The following is a 17,464-nucleotide window of genomic DNA, read 5'->3' on the forward strand; positions in this document are numbered from 1 at the left end:
GTATAGCGTGGAGTCACGCCTAGTGTTGATAATGAACCCTTATCAACACCCCATTGTTGAAGCTTCTATATGCCGGTAAGGAACAGGAGCTGGCTGTTCGGGCACCGGCGGGCCTCCGCACCGGGGCGCAACAGGAAAGACGAGGCGTGTACGAGCATCTGAGTGACCTTGCGCAGCGGCTCGGCCGCCACATGGCCGAGCACAGCCCCAAGGGCCTGCCGACGCATTTTGGCGACGAGCTGCTCGAGGCCTTCCCCCAGGAAAGCCGCAAGACCTTGGGAATGGCGCTGGCCGAGCTCGAGGCCGACGGGCTCGTGACGCTCTCGCATGTGCTGGGGCCGCACCTGCCGCGCGTGCGGACGACGGTAGAGCTGTTCATCGCCAGCGATCCCGCGATCACCGGGCACGACCCGGTCGAGGATTCGGTCGTGCTCGCCCGGTTGCTGCTCGACCAGCCCGAGCTGGGCGGGAACGCCAGGAAGCTCGAGGAGGCCGCGGGCTGGGAGCGCCGCCGCTTCAACCCCGCCTTCGCGCTGCTGATCCCATGCGTTCACGACGGCCGCGTGCGCAAGTCGCTGCAGGACGACTATCCGACGATGGGGATTCTGCTCGCCGACGAGGATCTGGTGGAGCTGCGCCGATACGTTCAGCGCCACAGCCAATGATCAAGTTCACCCACAATGGCCGGCCGTTCGACGCCAGCAGGTTTGCCGCCGACATCGAGGCCAAGGCGATCGCGCTCGGCATGCAGGCGCTCGAGGAGAAGGCGAGGGGAGCGGCCGCCTCGATCGTCGATCCCGAGACCGGCCATCATGCCGACGTCTTCGTCGACCGGCTGTCGGGCAATCGGGTGGCGATCCGCACCACCGGCTCGCCTGCTTTCGCGCGGCTTCTGGAAAAGCGTCTGGGTGTCGACCCGGGAAAGGTTCAGGTCATGAATGCCGCCGACGGCGCCCCGCACCCCAAAGTCTATCTGGCGCATGCGAGCGAGGACAAGGATCGGGTGCGTCCGATCGCGGAATATCTGATGGCGAACGGCGTCGACGTCTGGTTCGACGAATGGGAGATCGAGCCGGGCGATAGTCTTCGGCAGAAGATGGAGGAGGGCCTCGGCGCCATGACCCATTTCGTCGTGGTGCTGACCGAGAAGTCGATCGCCAAGCCGTGGGTCGCAAAGGAGATCGACGTCGGGCTCGTCCAGCAGGTCGGTGGCAAGAGCCGGTTCGTGCCGCTCGTCGTCGACCTCGATCCTGCAAAGCTCTCGCCCTTCCTGCAGGCGATGCTGTTCCTCAAGATCGATCCCGCGAGCGAGGCGGACCTCAAGGGGCTGGTGGACCGCCTGCACGGCGTGAGCCGCAAGCCGGCGCTCGGCGACGCCCCCCGCTATGTCCAGACCGCGCCCAGCGGGCTGGAGGGCTGGTCGCCGGCTGCGATCGCGGTGGGCAAGCACGTCGTCGAGACCAGCGCGCATGCGCTGGCCGTCGACCCGGTGGCGACCCTTGAGGACCTCACGGCCTCGCTCGACATAGCGACGGATGATCTCAGGATCGCGCTGCTCGATCTGAAGAACGGCGGTTACCTGCGCGAGATGAACGTGCCCGGACATTACGCGCCGCAGCCCGCGCTGTTCGTGGACTTTGACGAGGCGTTCATGCCGTTCAGCCCCAGCGAGGATGCGCGGACGCTGGCGAACCGGATGGTGACGGGCGAGGAGCGGGCCGCCGACACCAAGCGGCTTGCCGAGACGCTCGGATGGGAACCGCGCCGGATGAACAGCGCCATCTGCTATCTCGAGCGGGTCGGGGCGATCAAATCCCGGCATGCGCTGGCCTCGGCGCCCTGGCGGGCCGTGCAGCTTGTGCGCACGGACGAGACGTTGCGCTTCGCGCGCAATCATGACTGAACCTGCGCTCCACCGTGTCGAGGCGGCGCCGATCAGCGAGATCGTCTCGCAGGTCGAGGCGCTGGCGCCGGCCCGCCGGCTCGCCGATCCGCAGCTCGTCGCCGCGGCCGCGCGGGCCTGGTCGACGAACACGATCCGCGCCTTCCTGTCGGATCTGAAGATCTGGGACCAATGGTGTCGGCGGCGCGGACTTGCCACAGCCCGGGCCGATGCGGACGCGGTCGCTTGCTATCTGCGGGCCTTGTCGGGGATCGAGCAGGATCCGCGCAATCCGCTGAAGCGAAGGGCCCCGGCGACGATCGAGCGCTATCTGGTGAACATCGGCTGGGCTTATCGCATGGCCGGGCTTGATGATCCGACAGCGGCGCCGCTGGTGCGGCTCGAGCTCAAGGGCTTGCGCAAGCTATTGGGCACGCGCCAGCGCCAGGCGCGCGGCATCCGGTTCAAGGGTGAGGTGAGCGACCTCGACGATCCGGCGACCGGCATCTGCCTGGCGCATCTGCTCAAGGCCTCTCGCCGCGACATGCTCGGCGCGCGCGACCGCGCGCTGCTGCGGGTCGCCTATGACAGCGGCTGCCGGCGCTCCGAGCTGGTGGCGATCGTCTGTGACGCGGTCGAAGGGCCCGATTCCGACGGCTCGGGAACCCTGTTCATTGCGACCAGCAAGACCGACCGCGAGCGCGCGGGCGCCATCGCCTATCTCTCGCCCGCGACGATGCAGGCGATTGCGGAGTGGAAGCGGGCTGGCGGGATAGCGGGCGGACCGCTCTTTCGGCGCGTCGAGACCTATTTCGACGGCTCGGTGCGGTCGGTAGGGGAGGGGCCCCTGCACCCGAACACGATCACCTTGATCTACCGTCGGCTGATCCGCGCCGCGTTCGAGAAGAAGCTGCTCGGAGGGATGAGCGAGGCGGAGCTCGAACGCTGGGTGGCCGCCGTCTCGAGCCACTCGATCCGGGTTGGCGTCGCCCAAGACAATTTCGCCGCAGGCGAGAGCCTGCCGGCGATCATGCAGGCCTATCGCTGGCGGGATCCCAAGACGGTCATGCGCTATGGCGCCAAGCTCGCCGCGAAGAGCGGCGCGAGCGCGCGCTTGGCGAAGCGGTTCTCCCGATAGCAGAACCCTGCACCAAGCGTGCTGCTGCTCGACAAGATAGCCATCGGCCGAGCCAGGCCGGCCTCAACCGAGGCCCGTCTCATCCGTGGTTCAGATCAAGCCCTCGTCCGTCATCGCCTTCTGCACGGCCGGGCGCCCCATCATTCGGTCGCGGAAGCCGGCAAGCTTTTCGGGCACGTCGAGGCCCATCTTCTGTGCCCAAAGCAGCATGACGAACAGGTAGCAGTCGGCGACGCTGATGTCCGCGCCGAACAGGAACTCGCCTTTCATCGTGTCGGCGAGATAGGCCATCCGCTTGACGATCGCTTCACCAGCCCTGGTCTTCTCGTCGTCGCCGCCGCCGGCGAAAAAGGGCTTGAAGCTCTTGTGGATCTCGGTCGAGACGTAGGCTAGCGCCTCCAGCAGGCGCGTGTGCCCCATCTCGCCGGAGGGCTTCAGCGCCGGGTTCTGATGCGCGATCCAGTCGAGAATTGCGATGTTCTCGCTCAGGGTTTCGCCCGAGTCGAGAGTGAGCGCCGGGACATATCCCTTCGGATTGATCGAGGTGTAATCAGCGCCGCCTTCGGTGCGCTTGGTCTGCAGATCGACCTGTTCCCTTTCGAAAGGAAGTTGCGCTTCGTGGAGAGCGATATGGTCAGCCAGACTGCAAGCGCCAGGGGTGTAATATAGTTTCATCAAACTCTCTCCGCATTGTTTACTGTAACAGGTCGGCAATCAGGGCATGTGATCGTGCGCGGCTTCCATGATCGGTGATGAGGTCCTGGATCATGATCTCGTCCGGCCGGGTCTGCTCGATCATGCGCTCGAGCACCGAGGCGACGCGCGCGGGATCGCCGATCACGAAGCGCGGCCACTCATCATTCTCGGCACTGATAACTTTGCCGAAGTGAGCGATCGCCTGCTCTGGGGTAGACAATCTGCGCTCGAGCTTTCCGCTCGAAAGTGTCGCATACATGTGCCGGACCGGCATTGCGAGGCGCTCGGCTTCCTCGGTCGTGTCGGCACATACGACGTGGATCGCGAGGATTGCATGCGGCTTCTCGAGGCCCACCACCTGGGAAGGCCGGAAGCTTCGGCGGTAGCTCGCAAGGGCCGGGACGGCGCCTTGCGGAGAAATGAAGCCGGCAAAGACATAGGGAAGGCCCAATTGTCCAGCCAGATGCGGGCTCGATTGGCTCGACCCCAGAAGCAGCATCTCGGGCCAGCCGGGAACGTCCGGCGCGAGATCGAGAGAGGCAAAGGCGTGGCCAGGGGGCATCGTCCCCGTCAACCAGGAGAGCAGTTCGAAAACCTGATCGGCATGATCGTCGACGCGCCTGCCGTCGCGGTGCCTTTGCAGGGCGATGTCCGCGACGGGTCCGGCAAACGCACGCCCGACGCCAAGGTCGATGCGCCCCGGATGAAGCGCATGAAGCGTGCGGAATTGCTCGGCAACCTTCAGCGGGCTGTAGTGGTTCAGCAGCACGGCTCCCGATCCCACGCGGATCGTCTGCGTTGCCGAAGCGACGTGCTCGATAAGGATCTCAGGGGCGTGCGAGGCGACCGCAGCCGAGCCATGATGCTCGGCGAGCCAATAGTGCTTGATTCCGAGTGCCTCTGCCCGCTGGGCAAGATCGACTGCATTGCGGAAAGCGTCCGCCTGCGTGCCATTCGGGGGAGTGGGGCAGATATCGACGATACCGAGATCCATTGGGCACTCATACGCTCGTGGGCGACGGTTCTAGGTTGTCGCGGGGCGGGGTCTCAATCCGGAAACCCGCTCCGCAAGTACGAAGAGAGGCCAGAGACAAGTGGCATCTAATTATGAAAGGCAGCGATCTCAACGACTGTGACCTCAACGCGGATTGCAGGCCACGAGACTCGCGGTGCGCTGAAGGCTGTCTCTCGAGGGGAAGCTGACGAAACACGGATGCGACAGAGCGCGCGACTGAATGTTTGATCAGGAGGGTGCATGGCGCCAAACCCGCCTTCACGACGCGATCGCCCTCGAGAATCCGCAACATCCCAGGCAGGGTGCGAGGAAGCTATGCAGCATCGCCGCCCAGGCGTAGTCGTTGCTCGGCCTCCACCATATAGTCGCGTATTTCCGGCACGGCAGCGCGACTCTTCGCGAGTTGTACCTGATAATTGACCATACCTCCTGTGCGGAAGGCTTCCGCGGCGCCGGCGAGGTAGAAGGTCCATAGACGAAAGAAGCGCTCGTCATATAGCGCGATGATCTGGTCCTTCGCGGCGACTGTACGATCGTACCAATGATCGATCGTCCTCGAATAGTGACGTCGGAGGATCTCGATGTCGGTCGGAAACAGCTTCGTTCCTTCATAGCCGCGCACGATCTCAGACAGTGCAGGGTTGTACCCGCCCGGAAAGATGTATTTGGTCGTAAACGTGTCGGTGACCCCCGGGCCATCCATCCGGCCGATCGTATGCAGCAGCATCACTCCGTCATCAGAAAGCAACGCGCGGCACTTGCGGAAGAAGGTTCCATAATATGCTGGGCCGACATGCTCAAACATGCCCACAGAGACGATTCGGTCAAACCGGCCGGTTACAGCACGATAGTCGAGCAATTCGAAGCGGACCTTATCGGAGACGCCCGCCTCATCAGCGCGCCGTCGAGCGAACTTTAGCTGCTCCTCGGACAGCGTGATCCCCAGGACCTCGGCGCCCGTAGCTCTGTGCAGGTACAGCGCCATACCACCCCAGCCGCATCCGATATCGAGTACGCGCATACCTCGCTTGAGCAGGAGCTTGGCCGCGATATGGGCCTTCTTATCCGCTTGGGCTTGCTCCAGCGTATTCGCCGGGTCGGTGAAATATGCACAGCTATATTGGCGATCAGCATCGAGAAAGAGGTCATAAAGGCGGTCGGACAGATCGTAATGATGCGCAACGTTACGCTTGGAGCGACGCTTCATGTTGATACGGTCAATGCGATGCACGAATTGCTCCAGCAGCCGGATTGGAGCCAATGGTCTTAGCCGGTCTCCTTCCTCCCACGGGCTGTTGCCTTTCAACAGATTGATCAATCCACGGATATCACCTCTGTCTATCAACAGCCGTCCGTCCATATATGCTTCCGCCGCACCGAGTGCCGGATTGCGGACAATTCGCGCGGCGACCGCGGAATCGCTGAACCGTATTGCGATGTCAGGCATCATTGGGTCGGGTGTGCCAAAGGTTTGGACCCTGCCGTCGGCGTGGGTGACGGAAAGCTGTCCCCGCTTGACACGCGTGGCAAGAAAGCGATCGATGAGAGCCATGAGCCGCGGCTAACAAGGCTCAGCTCGCAGCACCATGAGGAAGATCAGCCTCTCGCCCCTGTCCTTGCGAAAGGCACGGCGCCGCCGAAACCCCGGGGCATCTACGCACAGGTGCAGCACGGCCTCTCTATAGCCGAAGGTCGGCGCCATCTATCGGCGGGACGGCCGGCGGAGTAGGCCACCGGGACAGCCGCGCGGAACGACGTGGCATAGCCGCCCCGAAGTTCGACCTCGACGGGGTGCGATCCCGCAATGGCCGTCGCCGCCGATGCTGACCACCCCGCGCCGGCACGGTCGGCGACCTCGCCGGCTCCGAGAGCGGCAGGAAGCCGCCCTTATCGACGCCGAACGCACTCTCGCGATCCTCGGCCAACACCTTGCCCGCAGGCCGCAGCTATTGCCGGGTCCGTGAGCAGCTATTCAAATCATGATGGCGTCGCCTATCTCTGCGCGTGATGGTCGCCGGCGCGGAAGTGCCTGATCAGGGCTCCCGTGTCGGCCTCCGCTGTTGAACTGGGAGAGATCATATGACCGCAATGTCTTTTGCCTCCCCCTTCTCCACGGGGAGTGCTTATGCCCGGGGTTCTGCGCTGTTGAGGCGGAACTGGGGTTGGATTGTGTTCCGTGGTGCCCTGGCCCTGTTGCTGGGCGTAGTCACTATCCTGTTTCCGCTGAATGCTCTGTTCGCTTTCACCCTCGTGTTTGCCGCTTATGCCGGCGCAGACGGCATCCTGTCGCTGATCGCGGGTGTACGGGGGGCGACGAAGAAGGAGGATCGCTGGTGGGCGATGGTCCTGCGCGGCGTCATCGGCATCGCGGCCGCGGTGGCCGTTGCGCTCATGCCTGAGGTCGCAACCCTAAGCTATGCGCTCGTAACGCTCGGCGTACTGATCGCCTGGGCGTTCCTCACCGGTGCCCTTGAGATCGCGGCCGCTATCCGGCTTCGCAAGGAGATCAAGGGCGAATGGCTGCTTGGAATCTCGGGCGCGCTGTCGATCCTGCTGGGCGTTTGGGTGTGGACCATGCTGTGGCTCTACCCCATCGCCAGCATCCTCTCGGTGGCGTGGGTGATCGCGGCCTGGGCGTTCTTTGCCGGCTTCACGCTGATCAGCCTCGGCATCCGCCTGAAGCGACTTCAGGCTGTTGAGAATGGTCTTGAAAGCCGTTCTGACGAAACCAAATAATCTCCTGCCGGGTGCCGAAAGGACCCGGCATGGAGAGTGCGTCCGCTCTCTCGGACGCTCTTCATACACTCGTTGCTCAAAGGAGGACTTGTTTATGAGGACCAACTATGACTTCACGCCGTTCCGGCGTTCGACTGTTGGCTTCGACCGGCTGTTCGACCTGCTCGAGAACGGTCTGACTTCGCAGGTTGCCGACAACTATCCGCCGTTCGACCTCGTGAGCGAAGGCGAGGACCGCTACCGCATCAACATGGCGGTGGCCGGCTTCCGCCCCGACGAGATCGAAGTGACCGCTCAGCAGAATCTGCTCGTGGTCTCTGGCCGCAAGCAGGAAAGCGAGGAAAGCCGCTACATCCACCGCGGCATCGCTGCGCGTGACTTCGAGCGCCGCTTCGGCCTGGCGGATTATGTTCAGGTGAAGAATGCGGAGCTCAAGGATGGCATGCTCTCGATCGAGCTGGTGCGCGAGATCCCCGAGGCGATGAAGCCGCGGAAGATCAGCATCGGCGCGGCTGGTGAAAATGCCCGCCGGATCGAGGACTCGTCCGCGAACAATAACGAGAAGGCCAACGACGGCGCCAAGCAGCGCGAAGCTGCCTGATGCCGAACCGGGCTCGCCGCGCCTTCCGGGGCGGCGAGCCCTCTTCGCCAGCAACCAAGGAGACGAATCATGTCGATGCGTGATTTGATTCCGTGGCGCCGGCAGGAGAACCCGGCGCCCGCGCTCTTCCGCGACGAAGAGCGCAGCCCCTATGTTCAGCTCCGCCGAGAGATGGATCGCCTGTTCGAGGACTTTTTCCGGGCACCGCTTGTGGGCGGCATCGGCCTCTCCAGCAATGTGCAGAGCTGGCCGTATCTGGAGGTTAAGGAGACCGATGATCAGGTGATCGTCACCGCCGAGCTTCCCGGCCTGACCGAGAAGGATGTGGACGTCACCGTGGACGATGGCGTGCTGACGCTCCGGGGCGAGAAGAAGTCCGAGCACCAGGACAAGGATCGCGGCTGGTCCGAACGCTACTATGGCCGTTTCGAACGCTCGATCGTGCTGCCCGATGGCGCCGACGAAGAGAACTGCCAGGGCGTGCTACGCGATGGCGTGCTGACGGTGCGGATGCCCAAGTCGCAGCGGACGACGCGCGGTCGCAGGATACCGCTCGGCGACGGCGCGACGCAGCACTGATCGATACCGCGCGCCGGCGCCGCCGGTGCGCGGCTTTCGAAACACACGCTCCCTGCGCCGGCTGGTGGAGGACGAAGCAGAGGGAACAGTCATGGTTCGATCCCACCGGCAATCCAGGGGCATCTGGGCAGCATGGGCTTTGGTGCTCACGTTCGTTGGCGCAACCCTTGGCGGCGCGGCCGTCGAGATGCTGACGAGCACCGCCCCGGCTGAAGCGACCGGGCAACGGGCGATATCGAGCGATGCCGTTCCCCTCAACCGGTTGACGCTGGCGCCACTGGTGGAGCGGGTTGCGCCGGCGGTGGTCAACATCGCCGTGCTGCAGAGTTCGCCCTATGCGCAGAACCCTCTGCTCCGCGATCCCTATTACCGCCTCTTTCTTGGTGTTCCTGACGAAGCCCTCGCGCCGCGCATATCGGCCGGGTCGGGGTTCGTGGTCGACGCCGAACGCGGGCTGGTGGTGACCAACCAGCATGTCGTCTCGCACGCGCGTGCAATTGCTGTCGGCATCGGCGATCGACAGGTCGAGGCGGAACTGCTCGGGAGCGATCCACTGACCGACATCGCCGTCTTGAGGATCCCCGCAAGAGGGCTGAAGGCCCTGCCGCTCGGCGAGTCAGCCAAGGCCCATGTCGGCGACTATGTCGTGGCGATCGGCAACCCCTTTGAGGTGGGCCAGACCGTCACCGCCGGCATCATCAGCGCGGTACGGGCGCCGTCCGCGGGGGGGCCGCCCTATGTTCAGACCGATGCCCCCATCAATCCAGGAAACTCGGGTGGGCCGCTGATCAACATGCGCGGCGAGGTCATCGGCATCAACAGCGCAATCATTGGTCCCAGCGGCGGCAATGTCGGTATCGGACTTGCCGTGCCGTCGGATATCGCGCGACGAGTGGTCGAGCGGATTGCGGGCTCGCGATTGGCTCCTGCAGAAAGCTGACCCATATCATCAGTCGCGGAATCGTGCCGCAGCAATGGGGGTCGTCGGGCAGGAGCCGATCGCAACTCGCTCGATGAGCCCCGGCTGAATTAGAAGGTAGACGTGCGGCCGCGCGTCGGGCGACAATTCACGTGGGGATAGGCCGGCACTTCAGCAGCCCGTTTGGAATGAGTGGATGGTTCAATTTAACGACTGGTGCGATGCGGCCGATACTCCTTTGGGCAATCACCATGTCCGCGTGATGACCGGACGCACAGCGGATGCCGCCATGGGCATCGAGCTGACGGCGATGGCGGTTCCCGCCCACTATGCGGCGGAGGAGCGTCTGGCAGCTGCGCTCGCGCGGCTGGGCAAGCCGGCGGCAGCCAAGATGGTTACCGATCTTCTTCCGCAAACACCGCAGATACGCTCCGGTGATCTGGGGGAGATCTACGCGACCGAATGGATTGATGCACACAGCGGCTACCGGGCTCCCATCAAGCGATTGCGGTGGAAGGACCACCGCGACATGGCGATGCGCGGCGACGATGTGATCGGCATGATCCTCGATCCTGCGACGCAGCGCCTACGGTTCCTCAAGACCGAGGCGAAGAGCCGCATCGATCTGCGGGCGCAGACCCTTCAGGAGGCGCGCGCCGGGCTCGACAAGGATGGCGGCCTTCCGTCGTCGCACGCCCTGTCGTTCATCTCGGCGCGGCTGATGGACCTCGGGACGGACGCGCCACTCCTCGACGCCATCGACGAGGCTCTCTATCGCCACGGCATCCCGCCCGATCATGTCCGGCATCTTCTCTTCACCTTCTCTGGCAACGCGCCGGAGGCACTGCTGACGCAGGCGCTGCAGGCCTATCCCGGCCCGATCGGACAGTGGGGCGTAGGGCTGCACGTGGACGGGCACGCCGCCTTTGTCGGCGCGGTCTACGCTCAGGTGATCGCCAATGCCAACCAGCCCTGAGGCGATCTCCGCCGCCATCACCGATGCAGCCGCCACCGGATTTCGCGGTCGTCTGATCGCGCGCGGCCAGGCACGGGCGATGATATGGCGGGAGGGCGTGCTCCCGGCGGGCGCACCGGCCTTTTCTGCGCAACTGAACTTCGACCTGCACAGCTACGGTTACGGGCTGCTCGGGCTTGGGCTGCGTCTTCTTGAGCTCGGTGGCGACCCAGCCCAGGCGCGTGTCGCCTTCGAGCAGGCCGCGACCGCCCTTGAGGCGGTCATGGCCAAGGGCAATCGCGCCGAAGCCGACCGGGACTTTCACTTCGTGATGGCGGCTGCGAGCTACCATCTCGCGCATCTCTCCGCCCGTGCCTACTCCCTCCTTGCGGTCGTGGCGGAGGAGGAGAACTTCTCGCTCATCGAGCAGGCGCTGGCGCTTCTCATGCGGCGGGATATCAACGAGCTGCGTGCCCGGGTCTATGCCTTTCGCCTCGATGGTCGGGGATCGGATGAGGCCATCACCGCGCTCTTCCAGCAGCGTCTTGCCGATCCGCTTGCCGGCGACGCGGCCGAGCGGGATGGCCACGATTTCCTGTTCGAGGGCCTCGACCTCGCTCTAACCGATGCCTTCTTCGGTGCCGTGTCGATGTTCCTGCTCGCGCTTGACCGCGGCGAGCGCGCTCTGATCGACCGTGCGATCGCCCAACTGCGCGAGAGTCTCGCCATTTGCGCTGAGCTGAACCTCTTGCCGCAATGGTGGGCGCACCGCGTCGCGATCCATCTGCTCTCCGACCTATGGTCGAACACGTTTCATGAGAGGGTGCCTCTCATTCCGGCTGGTGGGGAGGCGCCGCCGTGGCGGGGCTTGCGCGATCTCTTCATCGGACTGCTCGCCCGCCGTCCGAGGGCGGAAGTCGACTTGTGGCCGTCACAGATCGAGGCCGCCGCGCGCGCGGTCGATCAGGCTGACAATCTCGTGGTCTCGCTACCGACGAGCGCCGGGAAGACGAGGGTCGCCGAACTCTCGATCCTTCGCTGCCTGGCTGCCGGGCGCCGCGTGATGTTCGTCACGCCACTTCGTGCTCTGTCCGCGCAGACGGAAACGACGCTTCAGCGAACGTTCGGCCCGCTCGGCAAGACCATATCCGCCCTGTACGGTAGCATCGGCGTCTCTGCGTTCGACGAAGATGCGATCCGCGAGCGGGACATTGTCGTCGCAACTCCGGAGAAACTCGACTTCGCCTTAAGGAACGATCCGTCATTGCTCGACGATGTCGGTCTGCTCGTCTTCGACGAGGGCCACATGATCGGTCCGGGCGAGCGCGAAGTTCGCTACGAGGTCCAGATCCAGCGCCTTCTCCGCCGACCAGACGCGGAGCAGCGCCGGATCGTCTGCCTGTCGGCAATCCTGCCCGATGGCCCGCAGCTCGAGGATTTCTCGGCATGGTTGCGGCGTGATCAGCCAGGCGATCCCATCAAGGACGACTGGCGGCCGACACGCCTGCGGTTTGGCGAGGTGGTCTGGTCATCCCCCCGGGCACGCCTCAACCTGAGGGTCGGCGAAGAGCAGCCCTTCGTGCCCGGGTTCCTCACCGGCGTAGCACCGCCGCTCTTCCTACCGCCGAAGAAGCTGCGGACCCGGCTGTTTCCCGACAATCAGCAGGAGCTCAGCCTTGCCACCGCCTGGCGTCTGGTCGACGATGGACAGACCGTCCTGATCTATTGCCCGGAGCGGCGCAGCGTCGAGCCGTTCGCCAAGGTCATCGTCGACCTGCATACGCGAGGCGCGCTTGCGTCACTGCTCACGGTCGATCCGGTGCGGCTGCAGACCGCGATCGCGCTCGGTGAAGAATGGCTGGGCGCGGACAGCGATATCCTCAAATGCCTCCGCCTGGGCGTGGCCCTCCACCACGGTGCGCTTCCGACCGCCTATCGAAAAGAGGTTGAGAGGCTTCTGCGAGACGGCGTTCTGAAGGTGACGATCTCATCACCCACTCTCGCGCAGGGGCTCAACCTCTCGGCGACGGCGGTCGTCATGCATTCGCTCTATCGGCATGGCGAGAAGATCAAGGTCTCCGAGTTCAAGAACGTGATCGGACGCGCCGGCCGGGCCTATGTCGACGTCGAAGGCCTGGTGCTCTTCCCGATCTTCAGCGACACCCAGAACAAGAAGCATGACGAGTGGGTGGGCCTGATCGGGGATCTCGGCGCCCGCGAGATGGAAAGCGGCCTCGTTCAGCTCATCTTTGCGCTCCTGAAGAGGATGCATGCGCGGATCGGCGGCAATCTCGAGCAGCTCGTCGACTATGTGGTCAACAACGCCGCGGCCTGGACCTTCCCCGAAGTGGCGGGCGAGATCCCCGAAAAGCGCGAACGAGCGCTCAAGCAATGGGAGCGCTCCATGGCGACGCTCGATACGGCGATCCTCAGCCTGATCGGCGAAGACGATGTTCCCGATGACCAGATCGAAGCCGCGCTCGACACGGTTCTTCAGTCCTCTCTCTGGAACCGGCGCCTGGAGCGCCTCGATGCCGGGTCGCGCGCCGCTTACCGTGCGACGCTCCTCACCCGGAGCCGCTACATTTGGGCCAATTCGACTGCCGTCTCGCGCCGCGGCTATTTTCTTGCGGGGCTGGGTCTCGAGGCGGGTCACGCGCTCGACGCGGTGGCGCCGGTGGCCAACGACCTTCTGGTGCAGGCGAACGCTGCGCTGCTGGTTGGAGATCACGAGGCTGCGATTACGGCGATCACCGGCATCGCCGAGCGGGTCTTCTCCTTCTATCCGTTCGAGCCGGACCCATTTCCGGACAACTGGCGCGACATCCTTCGTTGCTGGCTGCTCGGGCAGCCACTCGCCTCCACCGTCGCGGGGCAGGAAGGCGATGCGCTGCAGTTCATCGAGGGCGGCCTCGTCTATCGCCTGCCGTGGGCGATGGAGGCGCTTCGTGTGCGTGCGGCCGCCAACGGTGATGTCGTTGGCGTCTTCGGCCTGGCCCTCGCCGATCATGAGCTGGGTCTAGCGGTCCCTGCCGTTGAGACCGGCACCATGAACCGATCGACTTCGATTCTCATCCAGGCGGGCTTCAACTCGCGTTTGGCAGCCATCAAGGCCGTCGTGGACACCGGCGCGACTTTCACGTCGGGTGCGGAATTGCGGACATGGCTGCGCTCGCCTGTCCTCGCGGCCTGGTCGGCTCAGCCGGACTGGCCTTCTCCCGAGACGCGAGCAATGTGGCTCGAGTTCGTCCAGGAAGCCGCGCCTGCGGCGAACCGGACCTGGGCACGACGGGACTATGTGGGGAATGTCGAGTGGTTCGCGGCGCCGGCTCCGCCCGGCTCTCCCGTGAGCTTGCACAACTGGAACGGCCAGCCGTTGGTGCTCTCTGCCGATGGGCGCGGCATCGGCCGCCTCCAGCATCCGCTCAACCATAATCGGCGTGGCCTTCTCCGCGCGACAGTCGCGCCGAACCCTGCGGAGCTCGACCTGAGCTATCTCGGACCCGATGACCTTTGGGCTGTGGCATAGCCGTGCCCATCTACCGAGCCACTGTATCGCATCGGGAAGATCATGATGACAATCTGCAAGACCGCCGAGACGCTTCGCGCCTTCTCTGATACCGAGGGGGGCCGCCAAATGGTGTCTGGGCGGTTCTAGGCCATGCTTGTCGCCCGCGCCCAGCTCGATTTCATTCGGGACCTCGTCGCCCGCTTTCAGCAGGACGACAGCATGATGCGGCCTGTTGCCGACTTCGAGTCGCAATATGTCGCGATCGTTGCGCTCCTGCGGTCGGTTGGACATGTGTTCGCCAATGTCGACTGTCACGATGCCGCTCGGCGCGAATACAGCCGCGAACAATGGCCGATCTGGCGGCGAGATCCGATTTTCAGCGAGTTCATCGAGCCGACGCGCAACGCCCTCCTGAAGGAATTCCAAGGCGGCCTTGAACTGCGCAGCGAGGGCTTCGGAACGATTGCCGTGGTGGTCGATCCGACGATGCCGGGCAACGTGGCTCACGTCGCTGCGTTCAACGCGCGAGAGGTGCGGGATCGTCTTGGCCGGCCGGTATTGCCGAACTTTCATGCCGCGATTGCCTTCTGGGACCGCTGCCTCTCGCAGGCAGAGACAGCTTTCGGCGAAGCGCCCACGTTGCGCAGTTGAGCCGTCGCGAAGGACCGAGCGGCTGCTTTACGGCTATCTCAAAAGGGCTTCGGCCACGTCCATATACCGGCTCGGGTGGACGCCGTCGCGGGAGCGGAAGCGGCCGAGATCCAAGGTCTCGTCACTAAAGCGAGCAGCGACGGCGCTGACGGTGTAGGCTTGGGGGCGGGCGTATGGCAGCAGCCAGATCACACGGTTGAAGCAGAACTGCGCACGTATCTCAGCGAGGCGGGCGGCGAGAGCCGGTCCGGCCATGTCATTGGAGCCCATCGAGAAGATGCAGGTATTGTAGCGTTTTCCCGGTCTTCGCCAGGAAAGGACCTGGGCGGCCGTGGCCCGCTCTGCGGCCTGAACGTCACAATGGCGCTCGTAGCGCGCGTTTATCGCCTGCGCGGTGCCGACGCCCGTGCTGTCCCCAAGGATCAGACACTCGAACATCAAAGCTTCCCTCGGCCTCCGGTCGGCGGCGGGGGTCCATCGCCACGGGCTCGATGTTGGCCCGACCCTCGCGGGTCGGGCCAACGCGTCAGTAGCAGCGCCACACGCGGAGATGCGGTGCTTCCCAGCGCCACCCGCAATGCCGGTACCACCGGCCGTGCCAGCGGTACCAACCATGACGAGGGCCTGGTTCGGCTATCCACACTGGGCCGCGCCATCCTGGCGCCCAGACCTGAGCCGCTGCGGGGGTAAGGGACGTGCCGAGGAGCGCCAGCAGACCGACGATTGCCGACGTCAGCACCTTCATCACGCGCGAGGGCCAGCGACGCGCCTCCGATCGAGAGGGTGGCGTCTGGCTCTCCCGATGGCGGAGCGGGTTGTTGTGGGAGCTATCGGCAGCACCGCGCCGGCGCCCACGGATCAGATCGCGAATAGTCCTCATATCCAAATCCTCTGCATGAGCAATTCGGGCATGAGATGCGCCGGAGAGAGAGCCGGCGCCCTCTAGTCCCAGCCGAACCCGCTATGGCGTTCGGCGTCAGTCGAGCTAGTATTCCTCGGCTCCCCGTCAAGGGTCTAAGGCCAGGCTTTGGCGGCCAGCAACGATTATAGAAACCGGAACGAGGGCAGGCACTTACCCGGATGGCGGTGCGAGTAGGTACGGTCGAAATGGCGCAGCTGACGCAACTCGAATTGGCGAACTGGGCAGCCCTCTATGCTGCTACGGCGCTGTGCTGTGCGATCGCCCTCGCCTTGTCGATTGTCGGCGCTGGAGTGCACGTCTTCCGCGAACGCGCCTGGAACGAAGTACGGAGCCTTCGACAAGCAATCCTCTTCGTGCCCAAGCTCTGGTGGCTGTGGCAACGGCTCTACTTTCGCGCGACGCCGGTTATCATCGCCATTGTGGGCGGGTTCGCGATGACGCTTCGCTGGAGCTGAGAGGCACGGGGCTCAACTCACAGGTCCAGGGCGGCGGCAATCTTTCGCGCTACCCGGCCCAGCACGAGGTCGCCGGAACTGAGGCAGAGCAGCGGAGCGATCTCGCACAGGCGAGAATGCCCGCTGGTGCTCGATCCGTCATGCTCGTCGTCACCGTGGTCGATGGCGTCGATCGCCAGACGCTTGATCTCCCCGGTGATCCGCGAGCGCGCCTCGATCAGGAAGTCCGGTCGCGCAGGGCCGAGCGGCGTCAGAATATCGAACACGGGCTTTTCGATCGCGGCATCGATGCCATGCCGGTGCAGGTTGCGCTGGATCGACAGCAATTCGCGCAGCAGGCTGCGCTCGAACTCGGAGTCGACCGGGATGAACCGCTGCCCCGAGTAGATCGGCTGCGCGTAGGCGCGAAGCGGAGCATAGCCACGCGCCTCGGGATATTGACCAGCGACGACGATCACGAGGAAGGGGCCACGGACCAGGTTGCCCCTCACCGACGGGGACTGCACCCGATTGGCGACGCGCACTGGCCGGTTGTCGGCGGTCTCGATGACATGGCCGGTGATCTGATGCGAGAAGAGCGCGAAGAACGCCTGCGGCGCGTGGCCGGGAGGCCAGTCTCGGGAGAGACGCCTCAGAACCGCATAGGCGCGCCGGCTGTGCAGGGCATCGGCGTGGGTCCAGAAGGCGCGGCTGAGCTCGATGCCGGGCGCGATCTCGATCCTGCTGCTCGCCTTCACCAGAACATCGAACTCCCGCTTGATCGAAGGCTCCTCCGCGCCATCCGACAAGGGAAAAGCTCGGGTCGTCCCTGCAACGTCGAGGAGGCGCCATAGCAACCGGGCGAGCCGAGGCACCGAGGCGTGGCGCGTACGATCGTCGCTGGCGTCGCTCTCGGGCTGTTGCGCGAGCTTGCTGGGGGCAGGCCGCAGGACCTCGAAGAAGCCCTCGGGAGGCGCCGCCGGCGTTTCGCGCGATCGTACCTCCGAGATGCGATGGGTGACCTGATCCCGGAAGAAGGGGCAGTCGGCGCGGTGGTCGGGTCGCTTCGCGCTGGTCAGCCGGCGGAGATAATAGGTCTCCGCCTCCGACAGGAAGGCGGGCGTGAGTATCGGCGGCGGATCGTCCGCGGCCAGGCAATCACAGGCGATCCACTTGGCGCCGATGCGGGCGTTCTGGACGAGCGTGATTCCTGCCTCTTCATCGCCAGGCGATCCCTGGCCGATGTACCAACGCACCAGCGCCTCGCGGAGCGGAGCGGGCAGCGCGATCCGAGGGCCGCGGCCATCCGTATCTCGGTCAATCAGCCACATGATCCAGTTTCGGGCGATCCAATGCAGCCATAGTTTGCCCGCTCCAGGGAATTGACAACTGCAAATCGCCTGATCTCAACTTCCTGAACCAGGG

The 17,464-nt window shown here is 64.6% G+C and carries 16 protein-coding genes; 11 read left to right on the top strand and 5 right to left on the bottom strand.

What is annotated here, in order from left to right:
* Positions 1 to 146 precede the first annotated feature (146 nt).
* The 3 genes from SCLO_RS19425 to SCLO_RS19435 are packed head-to-tail and all read left to right on the top strand — an operon-like array spanning position 147 to position 3,020.
* A complete protein-coding gene (locus SCLO_RS19425; protein ID WP_066519579.1) occupies positions 147 to 665 on the top strand; it encodes a hypothetical protein in 519 nt (172 codons plus the stop codon).
* Positions 662 to 1,903, top strand: coding sequence for a toll/interleukin-1 receptor domain-containing protein (locus SCLO_RS19430; protein WP_066519574.1), 1,242 nt, complete (start codon positions 662 to 664; stop codon positions 1,901 to 1,903). Before SCLO_RS19425 ends, SCLO_RS19430 begins: the two co-directional genes overlap by 4 nt.
* Positions 1,896 to 3,020 (top strand): tyrosine-type recombinase/integrase, encoded by a 1,125-nt coding sequence (locus SCLO_RS19435; protein WP_066519572.1) that lies wholly within the window; start codon positions 1,896 to 1,898, stop codon positions 3,018 to 3,020. Before SCLO_RS19430 ends, SCLO_RS19435 begins: the two co-directional genes overlap by 8 nt.
* Before the next feature lie 90 nt (positions 3,021 to 3,110).
* Here the strand turns inward: SCLO_RS19435 and SCLO_RS19440 are convergent, their stop codons facing one another.
* From SCLO_RS19440 to SCLO_RS19450, 3 genes are all read right to left on the bottom strand, one after another.
* Positions 3,111 to 3,695 carry a glutathione S-transferase C-terminal domain-containing protein gene (locus SCLO_RS19440; protein WP_066519570.1) on the bottom strand — a complete coding sequence of 195 codons (585 nt, stop codon included), beginning with the start codon at positions 3,693 to 3,695 and terminating at the stop codon, positions 3,111 to 3,113.
* A 19-nt stretch (positions 3,696 to 3,714) separates the two neighbouring features.
* The gene (locus tag SCLO_RS19445) at positions 3,715 to 4,710 is read right to left on the bottom strand and encodes an LLM class flavin-dependent oxidoreductase (protein WP_066519568.1); all 996 of its coding nucleotides are present in this window, start codon (positions 4,708 to 4,710) and stop codon (positions 3,715 to 3,717) included.
* A 334-nt stretch (positions 4,711 to 5,044) separates the two neighbouring features.
* Positions 5,045 to 6,283: an SAM-dependent methyltransferase gene (locus SCLO_RS19450; protein WP_066519565.1), complete on the bottom strand. Its 1,239-nt coding sequence runs from the start codon at positions 6,281 to 6,283 to the stop codon at positions 5,045 to 5,047.
* Between the two features lie 527 nt (positions 6,284 to 6,810).
* Here SCLO_RS19450 and SCLO_RS19455 point away from each other — a divergent pair.
* From SCLO_RS19455 to SCLO_RS19485, 7 genes are all read left to right on the top strand, one after another.
* Positions 6,811 to 7,467 (top strand): HdeD family acid-resistance protein, encoded by a 657-nt coding sequence (locus tag SCLO_RS19455; protein ID WP_174521975.1) that lies wholly within the window; start codon positions 6,811 to 6,813, stop codon positions 7,465 to 7,467.
* A gap of 94 nt (positions 7,468 to 7,561) precedes the next feature.
* Positions 7,562 to 8,068, top strand: a complete 507-nt coding sequence (locus SCLO_RS19460) for an Hsp20 family protein (RefSeq protein WP_066519559.1) — start codon at positions 7,562 to 7,564, stop codon at positions 8,066 to 8,068.
* Between the two features lie 69 nt (positions 8,069 to 8,137).
* Entirely contained in the window at positions 8,138 to 8,647 is a 510-nt protein-coding gene (locus SCLO_RS19465; RefSeq protein ID WP_030541424.1) for an Hsp20/alpha crystallin family protein, read from the top strand.
* 91 nt (positions 8,648 to 8,738) lie between these two features.
* Entirely contained in the window at positions 8,739 to 9,587 is an 849-nt protein-coding gene (locus tag SCLO_RS19470) for a trypsin-like peptidase domain-containing protein (protein WP_231726632.1), read from the top strand.
* Between the two features lie 175 nt (positions 9,588 to 9,762).
* Entirely contained in the window at positions 9,763 to 10,542 is a 780-nt protein-coding gene (locus tag SCLO_RS19475; RefSeq protein WP_066519557.1) for a Hachiman antiphage defense system protein HamA, read from the top strand.
* A complete protein-coding gene (locus SCLO_RS19480) occupies positions 10,526 to 14,050 on the top strand; it encodes a DEAD/DEAH box helicase (protein ID WP_066519555.1) in 3,525 nt (1,174 codons plus the stop codon). The genes SCLO_RS19475 and SCLO_RS19480 overlap by 17 nt, the downstream gene beginning before the upstream one ends.
* 132 nt (positions 14,051 to 14,182) lie before the next feature.
* Entirely contained in the window at positions 14,183 to 14,683 is a 501-nt protein-coding gene (locus tag SCLO_RS19485) for a hypothetical protein (RefSeq protein ID WP_066519553.1), read from the top strand.
* Between the two features lie 33 nt (positions 14,684 to 14,716).
* Here SCLO_RS19485 and SCLO_RS19490 read toward each other — a convergent pair whose 3' ends face one another.
* Entirely contained in the window at positions 14,717 to 15,121 is a 405-nt protein-coding gene (locus SCLO_RS19490; RefSeq protein WP_066519595.1) for an SGNH/GDSL hydrolase family protein, read from the bottom strand.
* 642 nt (positions 15,122 to 15,763) lie between these two features.
* Between SCLO_RS19490 and SCLO_RS19495 the strand changes: the two genes are divergently transcribed.
* Positions 15,764 to 16,060 (top strand): hypothetical protein, encoded by a 297-nt coding sequence (locus SCLO_RS19495; RefSeq protein ID WP_082730938.1) that lies wholly within the window; start codon positions 15,764 to 15,766, stop codon positions 16,058 to 16,060.
* A gap of 17 nt (positions 16,061 to 16,077) precedes the next feature.
* On the opposite strand, the gene SCLO_RS19500 is transcribed toward SCLO_RS19495, so the two are convergent.
* Positions 16,078 to 17,370, bottom strand: coding sequence for a hypothetical protein (locus SCLO_RS19500; protein ID WP_066519551.1), 1,293 nt, complete (start codon positions 17,368 to 17,370; stop codon positions 16,078 to 16,080).
* Positions 17,371 to 17,464 lie beyond the last annotated feature (94 nt).

It is taken from the genome of Sphingobium cloacae (assembly GCF_002355855.1).
GTDB classification, from domain to species: Bacteria; Pseudomonadota; Alphaproteobacteria; order Sphingomonadales; family Sphingomonadaceae; genus Sphingobium; species Sphingobium cloacae.